Here is a 23,262-nt window from a genome sequence, read left to right on the forward strand (position 1 = left end):
TGATGGAAAAGGTCTTTTTTATCGTTTGCGTCCTGCTCAGGATGATATTTGCAGTTGGCTATGGAATAGCTCGCTATAAAAGCCTCCCTGCTCCAGTAGCTCATCATGATTCCCTCGCTCAACAATCTGCCCTTCACGCAGCACGAGAATCTGATCGGCAGAGCGAATCGTGTTCAGTCGATGCGCGATCACAAAGCTAGTACGCCCTTTCATCAGCCGCTGTAAGCCCTCCTGAATACGAATCTCAGTAACCGTATCAATACTGCTCGTCGCCTCATCCAATACGAGAATCGCTGGATCAGCCAGCATCGCCCGTGCAATCGTGAGCAGCTGTCGTTGCCCCTGACTAATGCCGCCACCATCCCGACTGAGCACCTGCTCGTACCCATCAGGCAGCTGACGGATAAACGTATCTGCATTTGCCAGCTTCGCTGCCTCACGCACCTGCTCATCCGTTGCATCCAGCCGTCCATAGCGGATATTGTCCAGCACCGTTCCTTCGAACAAAAAGGAATCCTGCAATACAAATGCCATATGCTGTCGTAGACTGGAGCGGCGCAGGGTACGAATGTCTTTGCCATCTACTGTAATCTGTCCCTGATCCGCATCGTAAAAGCGCGAGATGAGCTGAATGAGCGTCGTCTTCCCAGCACCCGTAGGGCCGATCAGCGCAATCATCTCGCCCGGTGCTGCCGAAAATGAAATATGCTGTAGCGTATCCCCACTGCGCTCGGTATCGTATGCAAAGGAGACATCCTTGAACTCTACTGCACCGGACAGCTGCTTGACCTCGGTCGCGCCCTGCTCATCCGCTTCCTCCACATCCTCGTCCATAATCTCAAATACACGCTCTGCCCCTGCAATCGCGGACAATAGCGTATTCCACTGGTTCGCCAGATCATTCAGCGGACGTGTAAACTGCCGTGCATATTCCACAAAGATCACGATCACACCGACCGTAATCGCACCCCGAATCGCCAGCATACCACCAACTAGAGCAATCAGCGCAAAGCTCAGATTGTTCAGTCCATTCATCAGCTTGGGAATAAAGCCCGAAATCGTCTGCGCCCAGAAGCCTGAAAAGCGAATCCGATCATTCCGCTGGGCAAAGTCATCAATTACCTGCTGTTCGCGCCCAAATGCTTTAATAATCTTTTCGCCCGATAATGTCTCTTCGATATAACCGTTCAGCTCGCCCAGATTGCGCTGGCGCTCGCGAAAGAGCGGGCCTGTACGCTTCGTAATCCAGCGCATCCCCAGCGCCATCAGCGGAACGACGATAAAGGTCAGCAGTGTCAGCAACGGGCTGAGCCATAGCATCACGACGAGCGTACCGATCAGCGTGAGCACACTGGAGAAAATCTGAATCGCCGAGCTATTGAGCGTGCTGCTCACATTCTCGATATCATTCGTCACCCGACTCATGAGTTCCCCCTGCTGACGCTTACCGAAAAAAGGAATCGGCAGTCGGTGCAAATGAGCAAACAGATCGGAGCGCATCCGGTATACCGTTTCCTGTGCAATCTCAATCATCCATACGTTTTGCAGCCATGAGGTAATCGAGTTCAAAATATAAACGGCACCCAGCGCGACCAGAAACCAGATCCACAGCATCCCACTATCACGCGCCAGAAAATCATCAATCGCAATCCCGATCAGATAGGGACCCAGCAGCGTCAGTCCAGACGTTAGTAGCACCATGAACAGCACCAGAAACAGCTTGAGCCGCCGCTCTGCGAGGTAGATCCAGATACGTGCCAGTGTACCGCGCCAATTTTTCGCGCGTTTACGATTGTCCTGCTGTGTTCCCGTTTTAGCGGACTGCGCTTCGTTCGCACGCGGCGCAGATGGACGAGCTACTCGAAACGGATCAATGAATGCCTTCCACATGCTGTAGCTCCTCCTCTCCAAATTGCGATGCATAGATGCGTCGATATAGCTCCGAGGCTTGCAATAGCTGCTCATGACCACCCTCTGCGATCAAGCGACCATCCTGTAGCAGTAATACTTTATCCGCACGAATCGTGGAGCTGATCTTCTGTGTGATCAGTACCGTTGTGCAGGATAGCTGTCCAAGCTCCTCTAACAGCTTTGCTTCGGTGCGTACATCAAGCGCGCTCGTGCTATCATCCAGCAGTAGCAGCGATGGCTTACGTACGAGCGCACGCGCGATGGAGAGCCGCTGCTTTTGCCCGCCGGATAGATTGACGCCCCGTTGTCCAAGCCGTGTCTCATAGCCAGCTGGCAGGCTTACAATCGTATCGTGAATCTGAGCAATACGTGCTGCCTCCTGAATCTCCTCCAGTGTAGCGTGCTCATTCCCCCAGGCGATATTTTCACGAATCGTGCCTGTGAACAGCACGATTTCCTGTGGAACATAGCCGATATGGCTACGTAGCTCATGCTCTGGAATAGAAGCAATATCCTGCCCATCGATCCGAAGCGTCCCTGCATTCGGATTGTACAGGCGTAGCATAAGCTGCATAAGCGAGGACTTTCCTGAGCCGGTAGCGCCCATCACCGCTGTCATACGACCTGCACGCGCGACGAAGGAAATGTCCGTCAGAATCGGGCGCTCGGTATCGGGATAACGGAAATGAACGCCCTCTAGCTCCACCTCAGCTGCATAACCTGCCTGCCCGGGCAATACAACCAGATCCCTTTTCTTGTGCTGGGAACGACCATAAGTGCCATCTGCCATCATATGATCCTGCTTGATCGTGTCGCCATAGATAGCGCTAGTTTGTATCGTGGCGGAAGCGCCTTGCATTTTCGCGATGGCTGGCTGCTCAGAAGTCTTGAAGGCGGTTTCAACATCAGATGCTGCTGCTTGATCGAATCGTGCATTGACTCCATTCAGTTGTGCGGTCACTTTGTCATCTGCCTGTGCCATAACTTCATGCGCTTGTTCACTTCGATCCTGCGGAGACATGACATGAGTTGCTGCCTCTTCCGCCGTTAGCACCTCATCCATCCGACCTGCGGATGCACGCGCACGTGAGAAGGACGCTACGATCATCGAGAAGGCAGATAATGCACCCATTGTACGCATCGAATAGTTGATAATCGCTACCACTTCACCGACCGAAGCCGAGCCGGTCAAAATATCACGATGACCAAACCAGAGCACAGCGATAATACTCGCATTCATAATGAATAAAATAAACGGCATTGTCGTCTCGGTCAGTCGTAGCGCGGATACCGTATCATTCATCAGCTCGCTGCTATGCTGCTCGAATCGCTTGCGTTCATGCTGCTTGCGTACGAATACACGAATAAGCCGCATTCCTGTCAGATTTTCCTGCATTACATTGTTGACCGTGTCCAATCGCCGCTGTACCCGTTCAAATAGCCTTGCCGCACGCTTCATAATCGCCATCACGAATAACAGCAAAATCGGTACTCCAACGACCAGCAGTAAGCCAAGCTTCACGTTCACAATTAGCGCCATCACACTACTTCCGATAACGAGCAACGGCATACGTAGCATAAAGCGTAGCCCCATAAACAGCATATCCTGCAAAATCGTCACATCATTCGTCAGCCGTGTAATTAGCGAGGACGTCGCAAATTGTCCAAACAAGCTATACGAAAACGACTGCACCTTCCGATACAGCGCATCACGTAGATCGTAGCCAAGCCCCTGACTCGCATAGGACGCATAAAATGAACTGAATATGCCCGCTATAAAAGCAATCACCGTGCCTGCTGTCAAAATACCGCCCCATAATAGCACAGACGGCATATACTGCTTGCTGATGCCATCATCAATGATCTTGGAGATCAGATAAGGCTGGATCAGCTCCAATGTCAATTCGATCAGCATCATCAGTAAGGCAAGAATCGCAGCCACCCGGTATTTCTTCAAAAAGGAAAACATTAACGACATGGTGCTCCCCCTTGTCTGTAAAATATGTACGATCTATGATGACCGACTTCATAGCCTTCATTCGTCCAGATGATGAGCGAAGTTGTAACGAAAGGCGCCGCTGTCTGCCATCGATGGGCATACAGCGGCGTTCCCTCTCCTCAGGATGGCGCTCCTGTGCTGACTTCCTCCGAATCATCCTGCTTCTTCATATATACCCCTTTTTTGTAAACTGAACGTATCGTAAAGTGGTCGCCAAGCTTTTTATTTGTGCGATAGATGAGCGAATTGACCTCATCCACGCCAACCAGCTCAGCATCATCCATACAGCGCTCCGGCCATACCTCACGCACAATCTGCTCACGCGTCACAAAATGATCCAGACAATTGTACAGCAGCTTGAATAGCTGATATTCCTTTTTCGATAAGGTGATGCTGTCACTGCCGATCTGAATATTTTGCAAATAATCGTGCAGGCGAATCTCGTTCTCCATCAGATCGCTCACTCGATATTCTCTCGTTTCCTCCAGATCGCTGCCGCGCTCCAGATGCAGGGTCACCAGCCCATTGACCAGTGTGAGCTGATCGCCGTCTCCGATGCGATACGACTGATTCGGATGCAGACGCTGACCGTTCAGCTCGGTACCATTTTTACTGCCCAGATCCTCCACGTACACATCATTATGGACACGACTCAAGCGGCAATGCTGCTTGGATACAAGCTGATTGTAGAGCGGAAGGTCGGTCTGACCTGTACCCGTATGTCTGCCTACGAGTATAGGCTTTTGATTTTCTAAATAAATAAACGCACCGTGGCCCTCCAGGCCGGCGGTATCGACAATAATTTTGATGATGTCCGGCATGTTCATCGCTCACTTTCCGGTAATTTCAATCTGTATGTCAGCATAACGTGATCTATAGTGTAGCTCAATGACAGAATCATCAGATTCCTTTCATTGTTTGCTTGCCGTCCAGCTTTTATAGTGTAAAGGAGAGAGGTTATGCGAATGGCGAAGCACCTCCCACTCCGTGGGCTGTCTTCCATTATACTATACACCGCCTGTCGAATAATTCAATTTCGCTCTTTTCATAGCATTACCATACACGTCCACACATGGACATTACGTATACAGATCATCACATACAGATCACTAGATACAGATCATGCAAATAAAAAAAGCCTGCCGAAGCAGGCTACCATATGATTGGAAAAAGTGGGGATATCATCATGAAACCAAAACAAATTGTCATCTACGGCTTATTATCCTTTCTGATTGCTAGCAGTCTAGCTATGTATGTCTATTTGGATCATCGTCTGCCCGGGTATAGCAAAACCAGCACGACCGATTCGATTCAGAAAGTTCATATGGAGAGCCTGAGCGATCTACAGCAACGAATCAATTACGAACCGAGATAAGCTTTTCGATGAACTGCTTGAGTGAACGGCTCGTATCGTTCAATTGCTCAATCGTTTCCATAAATTCACTTACCAGCTTGGCTTGCTCATGAGAGGTGGTCGCAATCTCACCGATCTCTGTCTGCATATGACGGATCGATTCCTGCACCGTTTTCAAGGAATCCTCGATCTGGGTTGTCGCCTGCTTCGTATCGACGGACAGCTTGCGAATCTCCTGTGCTACAACGCCGAAGCCTGCACCCGCTTCACCGACACGCGCCGCTTCAATCGCAGCATTCAGCCCAAGCAGATTCGTTTGCTCCGAGATTTCACGGATAAAGGTAGCGACCGCTGTTACATTACCGGAATTCTGTACCGCATGACTGGAGTTGTTCAAAATTTCCTCGGTCGTCGAGCTAAGCTCCTCGGAATGGGCTGCCACATGCTGCACACCGTCTACGATCAGCTGGGTCAGACGCTCCGTCTTCTCCATCAACTCTTGAAGCTGATACTGGTCCTCCATACTATAAAGCAGATTGAATTGAGCAACCACTTCACCCTGCTCATTCTTCACGGGCAGCATCATCACGTCAAATGGAACGCCAAATAGCTCTTTCGGATAGTGAGCGAGCTTCTTCTCCCGTCCGTTGGTAAGCGAGCAGAAATTGCGTTCCTCTGGATTCAGTGGATCACCGGGCTTGAAATCAAGCTGCTTGAGCGACTCTCCAGGGGAAAAGTACAAAAAGGTTTCCGGGCCAATAATCGATAATGTAACATCCTGACGAATGGCCTCACGGAAAAAGGGCATTGTCGCGATCAGAGCTTGTGTAATATCCATCTAAGTAAACGCCTCCATAATAATATAAAATAATAGGTAATCAACCTGTAATCTGATCGGATCGAGCCATCAGACCTGCAAGTTACCTACCATTCATATCGGCTCGCGTTTTAATTAATTTCATAATTTTTGCATTATAAGTAATAAAAGAATACAGTGACATCTTTAAACAAAAGACTGATGCATTTGCAAATGAAACCATATCATAGCCCGGGGAGTACTATACGATATCCCCTCGTAAAGGAGTGCTTTCATTTGAAAATATATGCTCTGACACTCGTCCTGCTGGTCAGTCTATTATCCGGCTGCTCAGCACTGGATAATGTAAATCAGTCCGTTAACTATGTAAGCAGCGTGACCGCCTATATTAACGATACCTCCGATCTGGCGCAGCAGCTGCCTGACCTCACCCAGCAATCGCTAAACGATCCACAGGCGCGCGAGCAGCTGACGCAACAGCTACAAAATGCACAGCAGCAGATCAATACATTCAATCAGCTGGAGCCACCCGCATTCGCCAAGGAGCTGCATCAGCAACTGTCCGGCTATAGTGCTACGCTCGGCACCGAAGTCAATTCGCTCATCGACCAGGCACAGGCTGGCAAGCTCACCGCCCAAAGCCTGAATAACTCTCAAATCTTCCAGACGATTGATCAGATTAACGGCTTGCTGAATCAGTTTCAGCAGTTAGGGCAGTAATCACGCAAGCTAACGCATACGCGTGATGCTAGCCCATCCCTATATCCAGATGCAAAAAGGCAACCTTTCCGTAGTGGAAGGTTGCCTTTGATTGGTGTGATAATTAGTATGCCGTTTCTCTATGTAGCGTATTCTGGATGGGTGTACTTACTTGATCAGCTGGAAGTTACCAATCCAAGGCAGCGGCTTCATTACGCCATTAGCAGCATTGATAATACCGATGATCATGAATACAAATACAGCAATTGCCACAAGCGGTGACAGAATCCAGCCGACAAACGGAATGATCGCTGCAACGATATTAGCAGCCAAAGCGGCAAGGAATAAAATCAATCCCTGGTTAGCATGGTACATCGCGAAGCGTGAATTTCTTGCAGCCAGCAACGGCACGAAGAACAAAATGTACGCCAGAATCGCCATGACCTTGTTCGTTTGCACATCATTCGGATCGCCTTGCTGTTGTGGTTGATACGATGGATCTTGATAATTGGACATATCATAACCTCTTTCATTCATAATTTGTACTGTGTCACACAGCGATACCAGAAGTACGATGTTTATTATGTAAAAGTTTCATATTGATGGAATGCACCTTGAGTATACCACTTGATACCGGAGATGAGTACTATCTATTATGCCATTTTGATAAGGAATTTAGGAAGCCGAGCAGAAGCATTAAGTGGGGATTTGCTAGCTGGCGGGAATGCTTTATGATATTCGTATCTTGAAATAGAGAAAGCAGGTGAGCAAATGGATTCAGAGGATTGGTTACAATCTGAAATCGCACGTCTACATGCGTCTGCCGATTCGGATGAGGTTATCAATGATATCGCGACACTACTACTTCAAACGGATACATTCTCTTATGTATTTCAACTGCGCACACGACTGGCGCTTCTGTATCAGCGTCAGCAAAACTATGAGCTGGCTATGGATCAGTATAATATTCTGATCGACCTGAATCCTAACGATGCTGCTACCTATAATGAGCGGGCAGAATTGCATTTATGGATGGGGAATGAGGAAGCAGCATTAGCGGATTGGAATACTTCCCTTAAATTAAATCGGGAAGCAGACTACATATTTTATGAACGGGCCCTTTTACATGTTAGACGTAGGCAATACGAGCTAGCGATTCAAGATTACAGCTCAGCAATTGCTTTAAATGATACCCATGCGCCTTATTATCTTGATCGCGGTTATTATTATGAGTTGCTGGAATCCTTTGAACTATCCATGCTGGATTATCAAAAAGCAATCGAGCTTCGTCCATCATGGAGTCTGCCTTACAACAATCGCGGCAATCTATACATGGGAAAGAAGCAATATGAACAGGCACTCCAGGATTTTAACACAGCTATTGAATTACACGATCAAGATGCTTTGTATTATCATAATCGCGGTTTCACCTATCAAATGATGGGGAAATGGGAGCTGGCGGTTCAGGATTATTATCGCTGTCTGGAGTTAGAGCCTGATCGCGCCCAAATCTATTACAATATGATGGAATATCATTTGGAACGTGGCGAACATAACTGGGCATTACAAGTTTGTCGGCAGCTTATCGAAAATGACCCGTATGATTCGGGTCATTATATGAAGATGGCGCATATTTTGCTGGAATTAAAACGCTATGATGAGATCGAACCTTATGTACAGCATGTGATTGATAACGATATAGACCCTGATCAAGCGTACAACATGATGGGCTTGGCTCATTATCGACGAGGTCATTTAGAAGAAGCACTAATGTATTACAATCGTGCGATTGAGCTTGCTCCTAAAATGGATATTTATTTTGACAATCGAGCATTGGTGTACCAGCATATGGATAAACCGATCGAAGCAGCACAGGATCGTCTGATAGCCGATCGCTTACGACGTTATCGACATTTGAGTCCAGTTCCAGATCATACAAAGTGAATGAACATCACCCTAATCCACCAATCAAAACGACGATTGTAACAGAATGTATTTCAACAGCGTATACTCAACAGAAATGATGGTACATTGGATATACAAAAACTGGATGTTCCGTGACGAGAACATCCAGCTTTTTTGTCTGTTATTGTTATTTTTTCTTTTGATCAGCATACTGTGTTGTTTAGCTTCTATTGTTCATTTTGCTACGTGTAGATGTCTTTAGATGTCTTTGCGAGATATGGAGACGCCTTTGTACGCTGCGTTGGTTTCGCTTTGTTTTCCTTCGAACGTATACCTCTTCAATACGTTAACTCCACATCACCTGCTTCACCCTGCTTACTTCGCCAGCTCCCCAATCTCCTGCTCACTCAGCGCTCGATTATACATGCTCACTTCATCCAGACTCCCTTTAAAATACGCATCGGCAGCAAAGCGGCTTTTGCCCAGATAAGCTTCGCGGGTCATCAGATCATGCGGGTTAAAGGTCATTGCATCGTTACTTCCAGCTAGCTTGCCATTGATATACAACTTACCTGTATGACCAGACAGGGTAACAGCAACATGCACCCACTGTCCGGTAGGCAATGGAGATGGCGTAATCATGCTCTGATCCGTATTGTTCTGGTGAATAGTAAACTGCATTCCGGTTCCCTGTGAAGGCGTTAGGAACATGAATGCATTCATGCCATCCCCAAAATCCAAAATTCGCTGCCATGCCGCGCCGCCATTCCATTTCACCCAGCTGGCAAAGGTATAATCCTCTGCATCCGTAATGGTTCCTGGCAGCGCCACATAGCCTCCAGCACCATCCAGTGTAATCCCTGCGCCAGATTGGCCATACACATCGCGAGTTACGCCACCGATCAGCGTACCATCGTAATGGTTATAGGTGCTATCAACCACCGTCGTACCACTGGATTCGTTGAATGTATATTGACCCAGCAATGGGCCGCGCGCCTGCTCAAGAACGGTCACTTTGAAGTTTTTGTTCTTTTTGGCGCCATTTTTGGTAATGGTCGCGATCAGTGTAACACGAGCATTGCCTGTGCCTGCTGCTGGACGGGTCACTTTGCCCGTATCGGAAATGATCTCAGGCTGATTAGAGTGCCAGCTAATCTGTACACCCCGTGTTCCGCTCACTGGCAAATTCAGATCGTAAAATATCCCTTCCGTATTGCCCACACTCAGATCCTTGTCCACGGCTGAGACGAGCTGCTTGTCCTTCTGCACTTCAAGCTGACTCCCCCACACGCTAGTTCCTGCCTTGGATAACGCGGTCAGGGTCAGTACCGTTTTGCCAGAATCAGCATTCGTTTCATGCAAAAAGACACCCGTGTATAGCGTTCCAGCTACTGTTAGTCGTGCTGTATTATTGCCTTGAAGCTGCCACGTACCGTTCACATCGCCCGTAATCGTACCATCTGCGTTCAATGTAGCCGAGACAGCGTGATGAATATCCGCGCTAATATGCTTATCCTGTGTAATCCACTGGTAATCGCCCACAATCTCGCTGACGCGAACCTTTGCCTGCGGATTCTGCTCGCCTGCATAGCGGTATGGTGCTACGGTCAGCCAGCCATCGGCGTTCATAAACATCTCGTGTGTACGCACTTCATGCTCCTCACCGCGTCCGGGGAAACGGGAATGGAAGATGAGGAAATAGCGTCCTGTTTGCTCATCGTAATAAGCGGAGTTATGTCCTGGCGATACCGCTCCAACTCCACTGCCTGTACCTGGATCACCGATTTGGCGCTGGAATTGATAATTACCAATGATCTTCACTCCATACGGCTCGATCGAAACATCGTCAAACAGCGGCTTGGACGGATCGGCTTTTACAGTGGTCATATCGTTGCCTGCTGCATCGTAAAAGGGGCCATCCGGTGTTTTGGAGCGAACGACGCGCAGATTGTAGCCACCATTCGCATCCAGACCGCCAAATGAGAGGAACATATAATAATAATCCGTCTGCGGGCTGTAGAGCATATAGGCACCTTCGATCCGACTGTGGTTGCCGCCGATCAGCTTTTTGCCATAGCCCTGATCAGGCAATGGCTTCCCTGTTACCGGGTCCATCTGCATGACGAAAATTCCACCTGAATACGAGCCATAGACCATCCATAGCTTGCCGTCCTTATCATAAAATACATCCGGGTCAACCGTATTCGGGTGAATGCGCGCATCATAAATCGTACCATCCTCGCTAATCTGATCCCACATCCCGGATTTGAGGAAAATGCCTTTATCGCGGTACGGCCCTTCGATACGATCTGCTACCGCAATGCCCATCGCGGAGCGCGGCGAATCACCTTTGCAGGCGTTGTAGTACATATAAAATTTACCGTCTGCCAGCTGAATCACATCGGCTGCCCACAGGGTATCACTTTGCGCCCAGCTCAGTGCATCCTTTAATTCTGTGGTGACATTGGGAATCAACGGATTGCCATCTGCGACACCAGAAGAGATCATGCTCCAATTCATCAGATCAGATGATTTGGCAGAGGCAAGATGAGAACCGAATATGTAAAATTCATTGCCAACCTTAATGACGGACGGATCGTGAACCGAAGCTTCCTGATACACAGGAGCGGTGGTAGCTGTCTTCGCCGCGCTAGATGGATTGGAAGTAGCCGTATTTGAAGCAGTGCTTGGCGTAGCTGGGCTGGATGACGCTGTACTGGTCATAGCTCCGTCGGATGCTTCAGCAGCCGCGAATGTATCGTCGTCACCTGCGGCAGGCTGTGCTAACAAGGGAGCTGGGACAACTTTCACCGATGGATGGCTTACCGGAGCAGCAAGGATCGTTGTCGAAGGCAGCAGCATCGGGATGACCAGCGTAGCTGCAATAGCAGTACTAGCAGCTTGTTTACGGAAACTGGATGTCATACGAATCTTCCTTTCATAATTAAGGGAATAGGTTGGGTATAGATATGGCAAATGATGAGCAAAGACGATCACTTTTAAAGCAGGTGTTCCAAAATCTTGCTTCTTCTAATCTTAGATTAAGCGCTTACATAAATACGTTAAACTACACTGTTCCGAGGAACTAGGGATGATTTCGTCCGGTCACGTACGCTTTATTCGATGAAGCTAGACTTATCATAAAGGAATATTCTACCCTTTTTCAAGCATTAAATTTATAAAAATGCGAATTATAAATATATATATAAACTATATATGTACTGCTTAATATTTTTGTATTTGTTTAATGAGCTGAAATTTACTTATGTCTGAATGATCGTTCATGCGGTAGTTAGTTACATATAGCATATTGGTTAGATATTTCGATATCATCGACTCCCCGTCATCGTCCAGCTATCCAGCGAATAGGCTACACACCGCTTACGATCGCCTTACAATACAAGCATTCCTTGCTCATTCTATATAAGCGTCCGTTACTCACTCTAATCCTGTTGAATACACGGTAGTCTGCACGTATTTCCCACTACAACGCAAAAATCCCCCACCCTGCTACCTCGACTGTACCTGATGACTCTTCATCTGTACGACCGAAGCGGCGAAAATAGGGGATGATGCAGAGCGTAGCAGTATCCAATCAACTTACTGGATATACCGTCTTGCTCCAGCGAATTCTGTTTTATAGGCTGGGGTGTTGATCGAAATGATCTCCACCGTCTTACCTGCTTTGGGCGAATGCATCATTTGACCATTACCGATATACATCGATACATGGTGCACACTGCCCTTGCCTTGCTTGTGCGCAAAGAACATCAGATCACCCGGCTTCAGCTCATTCCAGCTGACCGCCTTACCCTCCTTGATCTGAGCGGAAGCATCACGTGGCAGACTGATTCCATGGAAGCCATAGATTGTTGATGTGAAGCCAGAGCAGTCGAATCCATACGCCGATACGCCTGCCCATAGATAAGGCAAGCCGAGGAAGCGTTTACCTGTCGCAATGACCTCTGCTGCTGTCGGCGCTGGCAGCTCCTTACTCGGATCGATCACCTTCACTGCGCTTTCCTTGAGCCAGCCTGTACGATAATCCGGTAAATGCACTCCGATCCAGCCATCGATGCGCTTGGTGATCGGTAATCGTGTATTAAAGCTCAGCTCCATCAGGTCGGTACGGCGATCCTCTCCATACAATGTGGTCGTTTTGTCCGACACGACTGCGATGGAACAGTTCGAATAGGAGGACGCCTCATTCACCGTGAGCATCTGTGCTTTGGGCATCCAGCCTGGATAACCGTAGCTGCTTTTCGGTGTTGACTGACCGACGACTGCGACATACGCCCAGTCACCCTTGACCTGTAGCAGACGAAGCTCCTGTCCGTATAGCGCCTGTGTTTCCGTTTTGCCAGTTAACCAGCGCCGCTTATCAGCGGTGTTCATCGCCTTCGTCCATGCGTTCATATCGACCGGACTTGTGAGCGATGGAGCATCCAGCTTGCGCGCCAGTCCCGGCTCTGTCCACAAGGTAGCAACCGCAACGTTCACCAGATGCTTACGTGCTGTCGCATTTGTTTTACAATCCAGATCTGTCACCGCCTGACCTCCTTCGGCTGCATTCGCACTGGCAGGTAGCCATGCACTCCATAGTAGCAGCACACTCATAATCCATAGGATCATCGCTGCTCCCGTCCGCCTGTGCAGTCGTCCCTTGCTCTGCTCGTTCATCTCGTCTGCCCCCTTCGGTATGCTCGTGCTGCTACTCCTCTTTGTCATCCTGTTGCCCCGACTGAACATCCTCATCAAACCGAATACATTGCAATAATTGAAAAATAGCAGCAAGTCCCAGCGCGCCCAACATGCCAGGAATATGCACGCCATGAAACATCTCAGCCAGCGTATAGAGCAGCAGCGTATTCCGCACAATCGCCACGACCTGTGTATGCCAGAAGGCGAGTGGACGCCGTAATAACGGATACAATAGCTCTGCTGTAGCTGGCTGAATGTAGATCGCCAGCATGAATAATCCGGCACTCGTCCAGATCGAATAGATCATCGCTGTGGTGCGACTATCAAACTTAATTAGATCGATAAACGAAGCAAGATAAAAAAATCCGTACGCCGCAAAGGAAGCTGCCGCAACGACAATGAGCAGCCCAACCGACAGCAATACAGTCATCGATACCCGATCAAATAAGCTGGATGGACGCATCATACCGCCCAGCGGATCGCGTGTGTCCTTCTCCTCATCCTCTGCCCGTGGAAAGCGGGCAAATTTGAAATAGGAGAATAAACAGATCAATAAAAAAATAACGATACATGTGCCGAGCAGATTTTTCTCGATATGCTTCCCGCTCCCTTCCTTTCATAACATGCGCTCCGTGCCATCCCCATTTGCTCAGGGGGTTATGTATTCCATACTATCACAAATACAAACCGCTTTCCTTTCTGTAAAATAATGGATTATTTTCATCGAGATATTCTATTGCTGTATGCCTGCTTTTCGCTTATTTTACATCGCCCATACGACGTATAAACGCGTAAAACTACCTGTAATAATCTAGTTTATGTAAAGCATCACTCTATTGTAAACAAGTTTTCACCGACTCGCGGACATGTCATAATATAAGTATCATTCAACGAAGGGATTGTACACGGATATGCCGCTGAATCATACTATTTATATCGCCTCCGAAGCACAGCAACCGATGGATTTGAATCTACTCTTTTTTGGCAAAGAGGAATGCTTGCCCGGACATGCATGGGGTCCCGGTGTGCGCGACTCCTATATTTTACACTATATTCACGAAGGCACTGGCGTATTTCGATTGGGAGATCACGAATATCATCTCTCTGCTGGCGAGGGCTTCCTGATTCCGCCGGATACCGTGGTGAACTACGAAGCAGACACCGAGCAGCCCTGGGTCTATTCGTGGATCGGCTTTCGCGGCTTGTATGCTCGCACCTTGATGGAGCGCGCCGGTCTGATTACTACCGAGCCAGTCTATCGCATGCCAGACGGGATGGAACATACGCTGAGTAACTTTTATGAGCTATTGCTAGAAACGTCAACCCAGCCCGCGGGTGATATCCATGCTCAGGGTATCCTGTATCGCATCATGTATGAGCTCATCTCCCGCCTACCATCTGCTGAACGTGGCGCCGCTCGTTCGCGTTCCAAGGAAATGCATATCCGACAAGCGATCGAATACATTGAGAACAGCTATAGCCAGAAGATTACGATTCTGGATATCTCGCGCTCGGTCGGTCTGGATCGAACATATCTATCCAGCCTGTTCAAGGAGCGCTTCGGTATGTCGCTGCAAGCCTTTATGCTGGAATATCGTATGAACCGCGCGATGGAGCTGCTGCACCATACGAGTCTCTCGGTTGGCGAGGTATCGCGCTCTGTCGGCTACGACGATCCATTTTTATTTTCAAAAATGTTCAAAAAGCTCAAGGGCATGTCACCGAAAAAGCTACGCAATGAAGCGAATTCGTGAGTGGAATGCGTAAGCATTTCGCCGCTATGCTAACACCATTCAGCATAGAATACCCTTTCGACATTTACCATTCATCTGCTTCGTCTACCAGCAAGACATTTTGCAAGCTACACCCACACCTACAACAACGGCGGACGATCCTGCATCAGCCCAGTAGGCGGTACACCCATCGTCTTTTTGAATATCCGGTAAAAGTACGACACCTCCTGATAGCCGAGAAACTCGGCAATCTCTGCCACCGTCAGATGGGACTCGGTCAGCATATACACTGCACGCTTCATACGCTCGTGATGTGTATATTCACTGATCGTCTGACCGGTTATCGTTTTGAATAAGGTCGCCGCATAGTTTGGTGTGCGCTGGATCACCTCTGCCAGTTGCTCCTTTCCGATGCGTGAGCTGTAATTTTGCTGAATATGACGTTTCATCTGTTCCACCAGACGGTGACGATCGTCTGAGATGATGCCGCGATCATATTCACGATTCAGCTCAACGAGCAGCTGGACAAGCAGTGACTGTGCCATGAGCTCATAATACGCGGGTCGCTCCTCCCACTGTACCGCAAGCTGCTTCAGCATGTCATGAATTCGCTCATAGCAGCCCGGCTTCATATGTATGGGCTGCTTACACCGAAGCAGCGATAGCGTCATCAGCGAGTCGGCATCAGGAGTTTTCGTTTCAGCCTCGCTATTATTCAATGCCTCACCCTGTGCAAAATCTACCGTTTGCTTCGTATGTACACGGGTTGGTACACTTTTGCCATAATAGGAGCATTGTGGCGGTACCAGCAACAGCTCCCCTTTTTCCATAATGTATTTCTGTCCATTCACCCAGTACACACAATTGCCATATGTGCATAGACTGAGCATATAATGTCCCCATGGCAGGAGCTGTTCCTCATACCAGTCCATATGGTGATCTTGCCGTACGTTATGCACCTTCATCGCGTCCAATCCTTTCTTTCCCCTTGCCACTCATTACGGTATGCTGGAAAAGAACCCGCAGTCGCTTTTCCAACCATTTATCGTACTATAGTGCACTCATCGTACCATATTTCATAGCGAACTGTGTGTATTACAGCTAAAATGAAATAGATAGTACAGGTTGTCGGTGAACGTTCCTTCCCTGCCCCGGGCTCAGGACGTGTTCGGACAGCCACCAATCAGAGGGCTGCCAGAGCAAGGCGATTGCAGCCTGCACATGCTAAGGAGGAACAGTTGGAATGCTGAGAACAAAGATTATTTGTACGATGGGACCTGCTTGTGATTCGATTGACATGTTGAAGGAAATGATTAAAGCCGGGATGACCGTAGCACGTCTGAATATGGCGCACGGTGAGCTAGAGGATCATGTCGCACGCATCCGCAATGTACGTCAGGCGGCGGCTGAGCTGAATACCTTTGTCCCGATTATGATGGATATTAAAGGCCCTGAGGTGCGGATTGGTAAGCTGAAGGAAGCTTCCTTCGAGCTGCGCACAGGCAACAAGCTCGTATTGACAACAGAAGAGATTCTGGGCGATTCCGAGCGTATTGGTGTAAACTATCCGCAATTGAACCAGGACGTACATCCAGGTGACCGCATCCTGCTGGATGATGGTCTGATCGATCTGACTGTACTGGAAGTGAAGGATAGCGAGATCGTCTGCGAAATCGTGAGCGGTGGTACAATCAAGCCGCGTAAAGGTGTCAATCTGCCCGGTATTCATACCTCGCTGCCAGGCGTAACCGAGCGTGACGTGATGCATATTCACTTCGGACTGGAGCAGAAGATCGAGATGATCGCAGCTTCCTTCGTTCGTAAAGGCGACGATATTCGTGAGATCCGTAGCATTCTAGCTCAACATGATGCACAGGATGTACAGATCTATTCCAAAATTGAAAATGCCGAAGGGATGGAGAATCTCGACGATATTATCGAGGCTTCTGACGGCATTATGGTCGCTCGTGGCGATCTCGGGGTAGAGGTGCCGATTCAGGATGTACCGGCACTGCAAAAGGAAATGATCGATAAATGTAACGTGGCGGGTAAACCGGTTATCGTTGCTACACATATGCTGGAATCGATGCAGGTGAATCCACGCCCAACTCGCTCTGAGGTGAGTGACGTGGCGAATGCTGTACTGCAAGGCGCTGACGTGATCATGCTATCCGGTGAATCCGCTGCGGGTAAATATCCGGTGCAATCGGTACAAACGATGGCAGCTGTCGCTCGTCGTGCCGAGAGCATGATCGATTATCAGGAGCAATTCTCTCGTAAAAGAGCGCTACAATCGACCAATATTACAGAAGTGATCAGTCAAGGCGCAGTGAGCGCATCACTGGAGCTGAACGCGAAGGCGATCATTATCTCGACAGAAAGCGGCTTTACCGCTCGTATGATCTCCAAGTATCGCCCTAATGCACCTATTATCGCTGTCACGCATAATGAAGCGGTACTCAATAAAGTATGCCTGCTGTCTGGTGTGATTCCGGTTCATGGTGAAGCGGTATCGACAACAGATGAGATGTTCGAGTCCGCTATCCGTAATGCGATCACAACCGGTCATATCGCTGCTGGCGATATCGTTGTGCTGTCTGCGGGTGTACCGATCGGACAATCCGGTAATACGAATCTACTTAAAATTCAACAGGTGTAATGCTCTGATTGATCATGACCATTTAGCCTGTTATGAACGTCAAACCACAAAATGCCGATCCTTTCGCGCTTGATGCGAGAGGGTCGGCATTTTGTGGTGCTCTTATTGTATTGAGAGATTGCAGACAGCATGTATTCATCATGATCGCTACGGGCAATCCATGAAAAATAGACGGGCTGTATTGGATTACACTTCGTTACACACGTTCAATCTGACGTGCAAACTCTACCAGTGATTGGGACATGCTATTCACGTCCTCCATCGAGGCGCTAAGCTGCTGGGTCAATGCCGCCTGTGTATGAGTCATCGTGGTCATCTGGCTAATATGCTCCAGAATCTGATCGATCAGCTCCTTCATGCCCTGCAAGCTGGATTCGATATTTTCCGTAGCACTTGCGCTATTCAGTGCTAGCTTCCGTACCTCATCGGCAACGACGCTAAAGCCTCTACCCAGCTCACCAGCGCGCGATGCCTCAATCGCTGCATTCAGACCGAGCATATTCGTCTGATTGGCAATCTCACGAATGAACATCGATATATTTTTCGTTTCATCGGCGCTTGTACTCGCTTTATGCGCGGCAGCGGTGGATTGATCCTGCACGACCGTAATATGCTGTGCCTGCTCGCTCACAGAATTGATAGCGGTCGTCATCTCACCGATCGATTGGGATAGCTGTCCGATACGGTCGGTCATCCCTGTCACAACCTCACTACGCGTCTGCTCATGCGTAATATCGCGCAGTGTACCTGCTATACGCAGTGGATTACCCTGCTCATCGTACGATGTACGTGCATTCGTCTCATACCAGCGATAGTCACCCTGACGATTGCGAATACGTGATCTTGTACTGAACGGACGATTCGCCTTATATCCAGCCAATAAATAATCGGCAAATTCCATATTCGTACGTTCCGCATCCTCAGGATGGATAAGCTGATTCCAGCTCGCCAGCTCATTCGGAAAATCACGCTCATCCTGAAAGCCCAGCGTCTTACGGAATTGTCCCGAATACCAGACCCGGTTATCCGGGCTGAGCGGATCACCGGCGACAATCTTCACTTCCCAAGGCGCTTCGACGAGCGCCTGATTGATCAGATCATAGCGATCAACCAGATCCGCCATCTGTTCATCCTTTTGCTTACGATCTGTAATATCGATAGAAGCACCCGATACACGAATCGGCAAACCTTTTGCATCAAGAATCGCTTTGCCTGCACTCTGTATCCAGCGAATATCTCCATTTGGTGTGAATACACGATAGGTGTCCTTGTAAAATTCTTGCCCTGTACGACCTTCCACATATTCAGCAATAAACTGCATCACACGCTGGATGTCGTCAGGATGCAAATATTGAGCAAAGCCTTCAATCGTATTCGGCAGCTGTGTCATAGTATATCCGCCTAACATTTTTCTAAACGCGTCTGACCAGATATACTGGTTGTCTGGATGAGTGACCTGTCCGCCTACCAGATACACATCCCATAGAGCAACCCCGAGCGCTCCAGACACGAGCTCCAGGCTCTGATTCAATTCGGTCTTCTGCTGTTCCACTTGATCAAAGGCATCGTTCAAAACACCGCATACCTCACTCAACTCAGCTGGCGCCTGCTGAGCAGCCAGTCTGGAGCCTGTATTGCCCTGCTTTGCCTGCTGTAACAGCTGATTACTTTGCTCTGTCAACCATTGAACCGATGAAGCTTGTGACTTACCCGATGTAAAAAATGGCATCTATTTATCGCTCCTTAACCATGTATTTATTCCTCAAATCTGATGCGTCAAATCCGAAATCGCACGAGCCATATGATTCACTTCGTCCATCGATGCATTGAGCTGCTCCGTTAAAGCAGCCTGCGATTGTGTTAGCGTCGTCATATTACTGATCTGGAACAGAATTTTCTCGATCTGGTCTTTCATTTCACCCAGACTCTTCTCGATATTTTCCGTTGCACCCGCACTGTTAATCGCCAGCTTACGTACTTCATCGGCAACGACAGAGAAGCCGCGACCCAATTCACCTGCTCTTGCTGCCTCAATCGAGGCATTCAAGCCTAGCATATTCGTCTGATTGGCAATCTCACGAATAAAGTTAGAGATATTTTGCGTTTCATCCGCACTCACCTTCGCCCGATTAGCCGCTTCCGTCGAATGCTCCTGCGCACCTGCCAGCTCCTGTGCTTGACTTGTGACCGAGTTGATCGCGATCGTCATTTCTGAGATCGACTGTGACAGATGGCTCATGCGCTCCGTCATCGCTTCAACGATCACCTCTTTATTTTTCTCAAAAGTAATATCACGCAGCGTACCAGCAACACGTAGTGGAACACCCTTCGCATCGCGGTTGGTCGTACCGTTAGCATGGAACCAGCGATACTCTCCATTTTTACGCTGTAAGCGATAATCGATATCAAATGGTGTACGTCCGCTATGATCCAGCATATGATCGGCAAAGGCCTGTACGACGCGCTCCGCATCTTCTGGATGCAGACGGTCACTCCAGCTGCTTAAAACGTTCGGGAACTCCTGCTCGGTTTGGAAACCTGCCGCCTCACGGAACTGAGACGAATACCAGATTTCATTTTTCGGATTCACCGGATCGCCGGCTTCGACAGTCATATCCCATGGCGCTTCCACCAGTGCTTTGCTGATCAGATCGTACCGCACGACCATCTGTTCAAGCTGCTGATCGCGAATATAACGCTCATGTACATCGATCAAGGCTCCAGTCACATGCAGCGGTAAGCCCTTCGCATCGCGCTCGGTTTCCGCTGTCGCGCGGAACCAGCGGTACTCGCCTGTTCTCAGTCGCAGACGGTAATGAATGTCGAACGGTGTACGTCCGCTATGGTCGGTTAAATGACCCATAAATGTGGCAAATACCCCATCCTGGTCCTCAGGGTGTAGACTGGACGACCAGCTATTCATCACATTAGGAAAATCCTGTTCATTTGTATAGCCAAGCAGATGACGAAGCTCATCTGTCCAAAAGAAAATGTTATTCGGATTGAGCGGATCGCCATCCTTGATCGCCAAATCCCAAAAAGCAGCCTGCATCGTGTTGTGCGTTAATTTCATGCACACAGACATATACTTGTTCTGTCTATGTACGCTATCCATCGCCTCGTTTACATTGTTGACAACACCAAGAATAGTCGGGTCTTGCGTTTGCACCTGTAAGCGAGTGGACGGTTTCTTTACTAGCTGTCCTGTAGCATCAAGTAGCGGCTGTAGATCAGAAGTATTGCGTTTGGCGGAAAAAATAGACATTGTTCTCATATTCTCCTTTGAGCAGCTCAGCTTCCGAATAAATGACTCTCCATTGCTGCCGCTGCTTAAAATGTTTATCTTAGCTGGCAAGTACATACATCTTGCCCTGCGAAAAACCTGATCTTCTTGCTTCGTTGGCTTTAAATGTAGTCGTATGTATGCTGTTAGAAGTCATTGGTATTAGAGTGGGATCGGTGATGTATAGTAGTTATGCGGTAGGGCTACGGACTACGAAAATGGAAGAATTCCCCGCCATGCTAAGGCAGACGGGGCTTATGGTGAACATGCAAATAAAAAGGATGATTCTTATCATTGAATCTGTATAGATGAAGCAGCAACGAATCTCAGAGCATAGCTCCTCAAATTTGCTGTGCCAGGTCTGCGATAGAGCGTGCCATATGATTAACCTCATCCATGGATGCATTTAATTGTTCGGTTAATGCGGCCTGTGATTGGGTGAGTGCCGTCATATTGCTAATTTGGAACAGGATCGTTTCAATCTGATCTTTCATCTCGCTCAAGCTTTTTTCGATATTCTCTGTTGCTCCGGCGCTGTTAATCGCCAGCTTACGTACCTCGTCTGCAACGACGGAGAACCCGCGTCCCAGCTCGCCTGCTCTTGCCGCCTCAATCGATGCATTTAAGCCCAGCATATTCGTCTGATTGGCAATTTCACGGATAAAGTTGGAAATGTTCTGCGTTTCATCAGCACTGACTTTAGCGCGATTGGCTGCTTCAGTAGAATGCTCCTGAGCACCAGCAAGTTCCTGAGCCTGTCCGGTTACAGATTGAATCGCTGTTGCCATCTCAGCGATCGACTGGGATAATTGCTCCATTCGAACGGTCATAGCACTCACAACGGTATCTTTATTTTTCTCAAACGTAATATCACGGATCGTACCTGCTACACGTAGCGGCAATCCCTGCGCATCACGGTTAGTGGTGCCTCCAGCATGGTACCAGCGATACTCACCGCTTTTGAGCTGCAAACGATAATCGATGGAAAATGGTGTGCGTCCTGTATGATCGTTCAAGTGCGCTGCAAAAGCGTCTAATGCCATTTCTTTATCTTCTGGATGCAAGCGATCGCTCCAACTACTGAGTATGTTGGGAAAATCACGTTCATCCTGAAAGCCTAATGTTTGACGGAACTGAGTAGACCACCAAAATTCATTATTCGGATTGATCGGATCACCTGCTTCTACGATCATATCCCACGGTGCTTCGACCAGTGCCTTGTTAATCAGATCGTAACGAGTAGCCAGTGCAGTCAGCTCATGATCACGCTTGCGCTGCTCGTGTACATCCAGTAGTGCGCCCGCAATACGAAGTGGAACGCCTTTCGCATCACGGATCGTCGTACCTGTTGCGCGGAACCAGCGATATTCACCTGTTTTCAGTTGTAGACGGTATTGAATGTCGTATGGCGTTTTACCGCTATGATCTAGCAAATGATCGCCCAGCGCCTGCATTACCCAATCTTTGTCCTCCGGGTGGAGACGGGATGCCCAGCTATCGAGCACGTTCGGGAAATCCTGTTCATTGGTATAGCCCAGCATCGCGCGGAATTCATCTGTCCATGTGAACGCATTGTTCGGATTGACAGGATCGCCTGCTTCAACCTCCATATCCCAGAGACCGATATGAATTGCCTTCGTTACCAGATTCATACGCAGTGCCAGATAATCCTTTTCTTCACGAATCTGACCGATCGCTGTATTGAGCTGGTGTACAATATTTTGTAGAGTAGGATCATCACTCTGTAGTTGCAGCTTTCCGGAAGATTGCTGAGGATGCTCTGCCAGCTGTGTTGCAGCCTGAAGTAGGGTTTGAAGCTCTGTGAAATTGCGTTTTGCAGCGAAAATGGACATCGTATGAATACTCTCCTTTGGGCGGTCGAGCTAGATAGGTTACACTTTGTAGCTTCCGCTTGGTAAAATAATAGAAGCCGACCTAACCGAGTACATCCTTCTGTCACGTCAATCCTCTATTGTTGTTGTAGTATTAAGATAGTGATTTAGTCATTACTATAGTCTATATTCGTACTTTATCCTCAATTAATTATGAGTCTTTTTACCTATTATTCGACTAAATGAAACATTTTACGATATTTTTTCTTCAAATTTTACATATTTTTATAGAAAAGGATGGGAATTCATCAATTTATTAGTCATCCTGCATCAAACAGCTAAACTATGCTGTTAGCGGAACCTATTTAT

Annotated in this window: 17 protein-coding genes; 5 read left to right on the top strand and 12 right to left on the bottom strand. The window is 48.3% G+C overall.

Going from position 1 to position 23,262, the window contains the following annotated elements; translation table 11 throughout:
• Window positions 1-36: 36 nt before the first annotated feature.
• From IEX62_RS05970 to IEX62_RS05980, 3 genes are all read right to left on the bottom strand, one after another.
• Window positions 37-1,890 carry an ABC transporter ATP-binding protein gene (locus tag IEX62_RS05970; protein WP_188774487.1) on the bottom strand — a complete coding sequence of 618 codons (1,854 nt, stop codon included), beginning with the start codon at window positions 1,888-1,890 and terminating at the stop codon, window positions 37-39.
• Window positions 1,871-3,889 carry an ABC transporter ATP-binding protein gene (locus tag IEX62_RS05975; RefSeq protein WP_188774488.1) on the bottom strand — a complete coding sequence of 673 codons (2,019 nt, stop codon included), beginning with the start codon at window positions 3,887-3,889 and terminating at the stop codon, window positions 1,871-1,873. The genes IEX62_RS05970 and IEX62_RS05975 overlap by 20 nt, the downstream gene beginning before the upstream one ends.
• Window positions 3,890-4,029: 140 nt before the next feature.
• Complete coding sequence (locus IEX62_RS05980; RefSeq protein ID WP_229685631.1) at window positions 4,030-4,737, bottom strand: FHA domain-containing protein; 708 nt, start codon at window positions 4,735-4,737, stop codon at window positions 4,030-4,032.
• A 359-nt stretch (window positions 4,738-5,096) separates the two neighbouring features.
• Between IEX62_RS05980 and IEX62_RS05985 the strand changes: the two genes are divergently transcribed.
• A complete protein-coding gene (locus tag IEX62_RS05985) occupies window positions 5,097-5,285 on the top strand; it encodes a hypothetical protein (protein ID WP_188774489.1) in 189 nt (62 codons plus the stop codon).
• Here the strand turns inward: IEX62_RS05985 and IEX62_RS05990 are convergent.
• On the bottom strand, window positions 5,266-6,102 hold the full coding sequence (locus tag IEX62_RS05990; RefSeq protein ID WP_188774490.1) for a methyl-accepting chemotaxis protein: 837 nt from the start codon (window positions 6,100-6,102) through the stop codon (window positions 5,266-5,268). The genes IEX62_RS05985 and IEX62_RS05990 overlap by 20 nt on opposite strands.
• A 255-nt stretch (window positions 6,103-6,357) precedes the next feature.
• Between IEX62_RS05990 and IEX62_RS05995 the strand changes: the two genes are divergently transcribed.
• Window positions 6,358-6,801, top strand: a complete 444-nt coding sequence (locus IEX62_RS05995) for a DUF6376 family protein (RefSeq protein WP_188774491.1) — start codon at window positions 6,358-6,360, stop codon at window positions 6,799-6,801.
• Window positions 6,802-6,948: 147 nt separating this feature from the next.
• Here IEX62_RS05995 and IEX62_RS06000 read toward each other — a convergent pair whose 3' ends face one another.
• Window positions 6,949-7,296, bottom strand: coding sequence for a DUF4870 domain-containing protein (locus IEX62_RS06000; RefSeq protein WP_188774492.1), 348 nt, complete (start codon window positions 7,294-7,296; stop codon window positions 6,949-6,951).
• 255 nt (window positions 7,297-7,551) lie between these two features.
• On the opposite strand from IEX62_RS06000, the gene IEX62_RS06005 reads away from it, so the two are divergent.
• Complete coding sequence (locus IEX62_RS06005) at window positions 7,552-8,724, top strand: tetratricopeptide repeat protein (protein WP_188774493.1); 1,173 nt, start codon at window positions 7,552-7,554, stop codon at window positions 8,722-8,724.
• A 336-nt stretch (window positions 8,725-9,060) separates the two neighbouring features.
• On the opposite strand, the gene abnB is transcribed toward IEX62_RS06005, so the two are convergent.
• The 3 genes from abnB to IEX62_RS06020 all read right to left on the bottom strand — a co-directional run bounded on the left by abnB (window position 9,061) and on the right by IEX62_RS06020 (window position 13,939).
• Window positions 9,061-11,409: an arabinan endo-1,5-alpha-L-arabinosidase AbnB gene (abnB, locus tag IEX62_RS06010; protein WP_188774610.1), complete on the bottom strand. Its 2,349-nt coding sequence runs from the start codon at window positions 11,407-11,409 to the stop codon at window positions 9,061-9,063.
• Window positions 11,410-12,285: 876 nt separating this feature from the next.
• On the bottom strand, window positions 12,286-13,365 hold the full coding sequence (locus tag IEX62_RS06015; RefSeq protein ID WP_188774494.1) for a C40 family peptidase: 1,080 nt from the start codon (window positions 13,363-13,365) through the stop codon (window positions 12,286-12,288).
• Between the two features lie 31 nt (window positions 13,366-13,396).
• Window positions 13,397-13,939 carry a hypothetical protein gene (locus IEX62_RS06020; RefSeq protein ID WP_188774495.1) on the bottom strand — a complete coding sequence of 181 codons (543 nt, stop codon included), beginning with the start codon at window positions 13,937-13,939 and terminating at the stop codon, window positions 13,397-13,399.
• Between the two features lie 358 nt (window positions 13,940-14,297).
• On the opposite strand from IEX62_RS06020, the gene IEX62_RS06025 reads away from it, so the two are divergent.
• Window positions 14,298-15,140: an AraC family transcriptional regulator gene (locus IEX62_RS06025; protein WP_188774496.1), complete on the top strand. Its 843-nt coding sequence runs from the start codon at window positions 14,298-14,300 to the stop codon at window positions 15,138-15,140.
• 119 nt (window positions 15,141-15,259) lie between these two features.
• Here the strand turns inward: IEX62_RS06025 and IEX62_RS06030 are convergent, their stop codons facing one another.
• Window positions 15,260-16,084, bottom strand: coding sequence for an AraC family transcriptional regulator (locus tag IEX62_RS06030; protein WP_188774611.1), 825 nt, complete (start codon window positions 16,082-16,084; stop codon window positions 15,260-15,262).
• 278 nt (window positions 16,085-16,362) lie between these two features.
• On the opposite strand from IEX62_RS06030, the gene pyk reads away from it, so the two are divergent.
• Window positions 16,363-17,778 carry a pyruvate kinase gene (gene pyk / locus IEX62_RS06035; protein WP_188774497.1) on the top strand — a complete coding sequence of 472 codons (1,416 nt, stop codon included), beginning with the start codon at window positions 16,363-16,365 and terminating at the stop codon, window positions 17,776-17,778.
• Window positions 17,779-17,974: 196 nt separating this feature from the next.
• Here the strand turns inward: pyk and IEX62_RS23925 are convergent, their stop codons facing one another.
• The 3 genes from IEX62_RS23925 to IEX62_RS06050 form a co-directional block, all read right to left on the bottom strand.
• Window positions 17,975-19,507 (bottom strand): methyl-accepting chemotaxis protein, encoded by a 1,533-nt coding sequence (locus IEX62_RS23925; RefSeq protein WP_188774498.1) that lies wholly within the window; start codon window positions 19,505-19,507, stop codon window positions 17,975-17,977.
• A gap of 33 nt (window positions 19,508-19,540) precedes the next feature.
• Entirely contained in the window at window positions 19,541-21,037 is a 1,497-nt protein-coding gene (locus tag IEX62_RS24000) for a methyl-accepting chemotaxis protein (RefSeq protein WP_373289096.1), read from the bottom strand.
• Between the two features lie 365 nt (window positions 21,038-21,402).
• On the bottom strand, window positions 21,403-22,908 hold the full coding sequence (locus IEX62_RS06050) for a methyl-accepting chemotaxis protein (protein WP_373289097.1): 1,506 nt from the start codon (window positions 22,906-22,908) through the stop codon (window positions 21,403-21,405).
• Between the last annotated feature and the right edge of the window lie 354 nt (window positions 22,909-23,262).

The organism is Paenibacillus hunanensis (assembly GCF_014645615.1).
GTDB lineage: Bacteria > Bacillota > Bacilli > Paenibacillales > Paenibacillaceae > Saccharibacillus > Saccharibacillus hunanensis.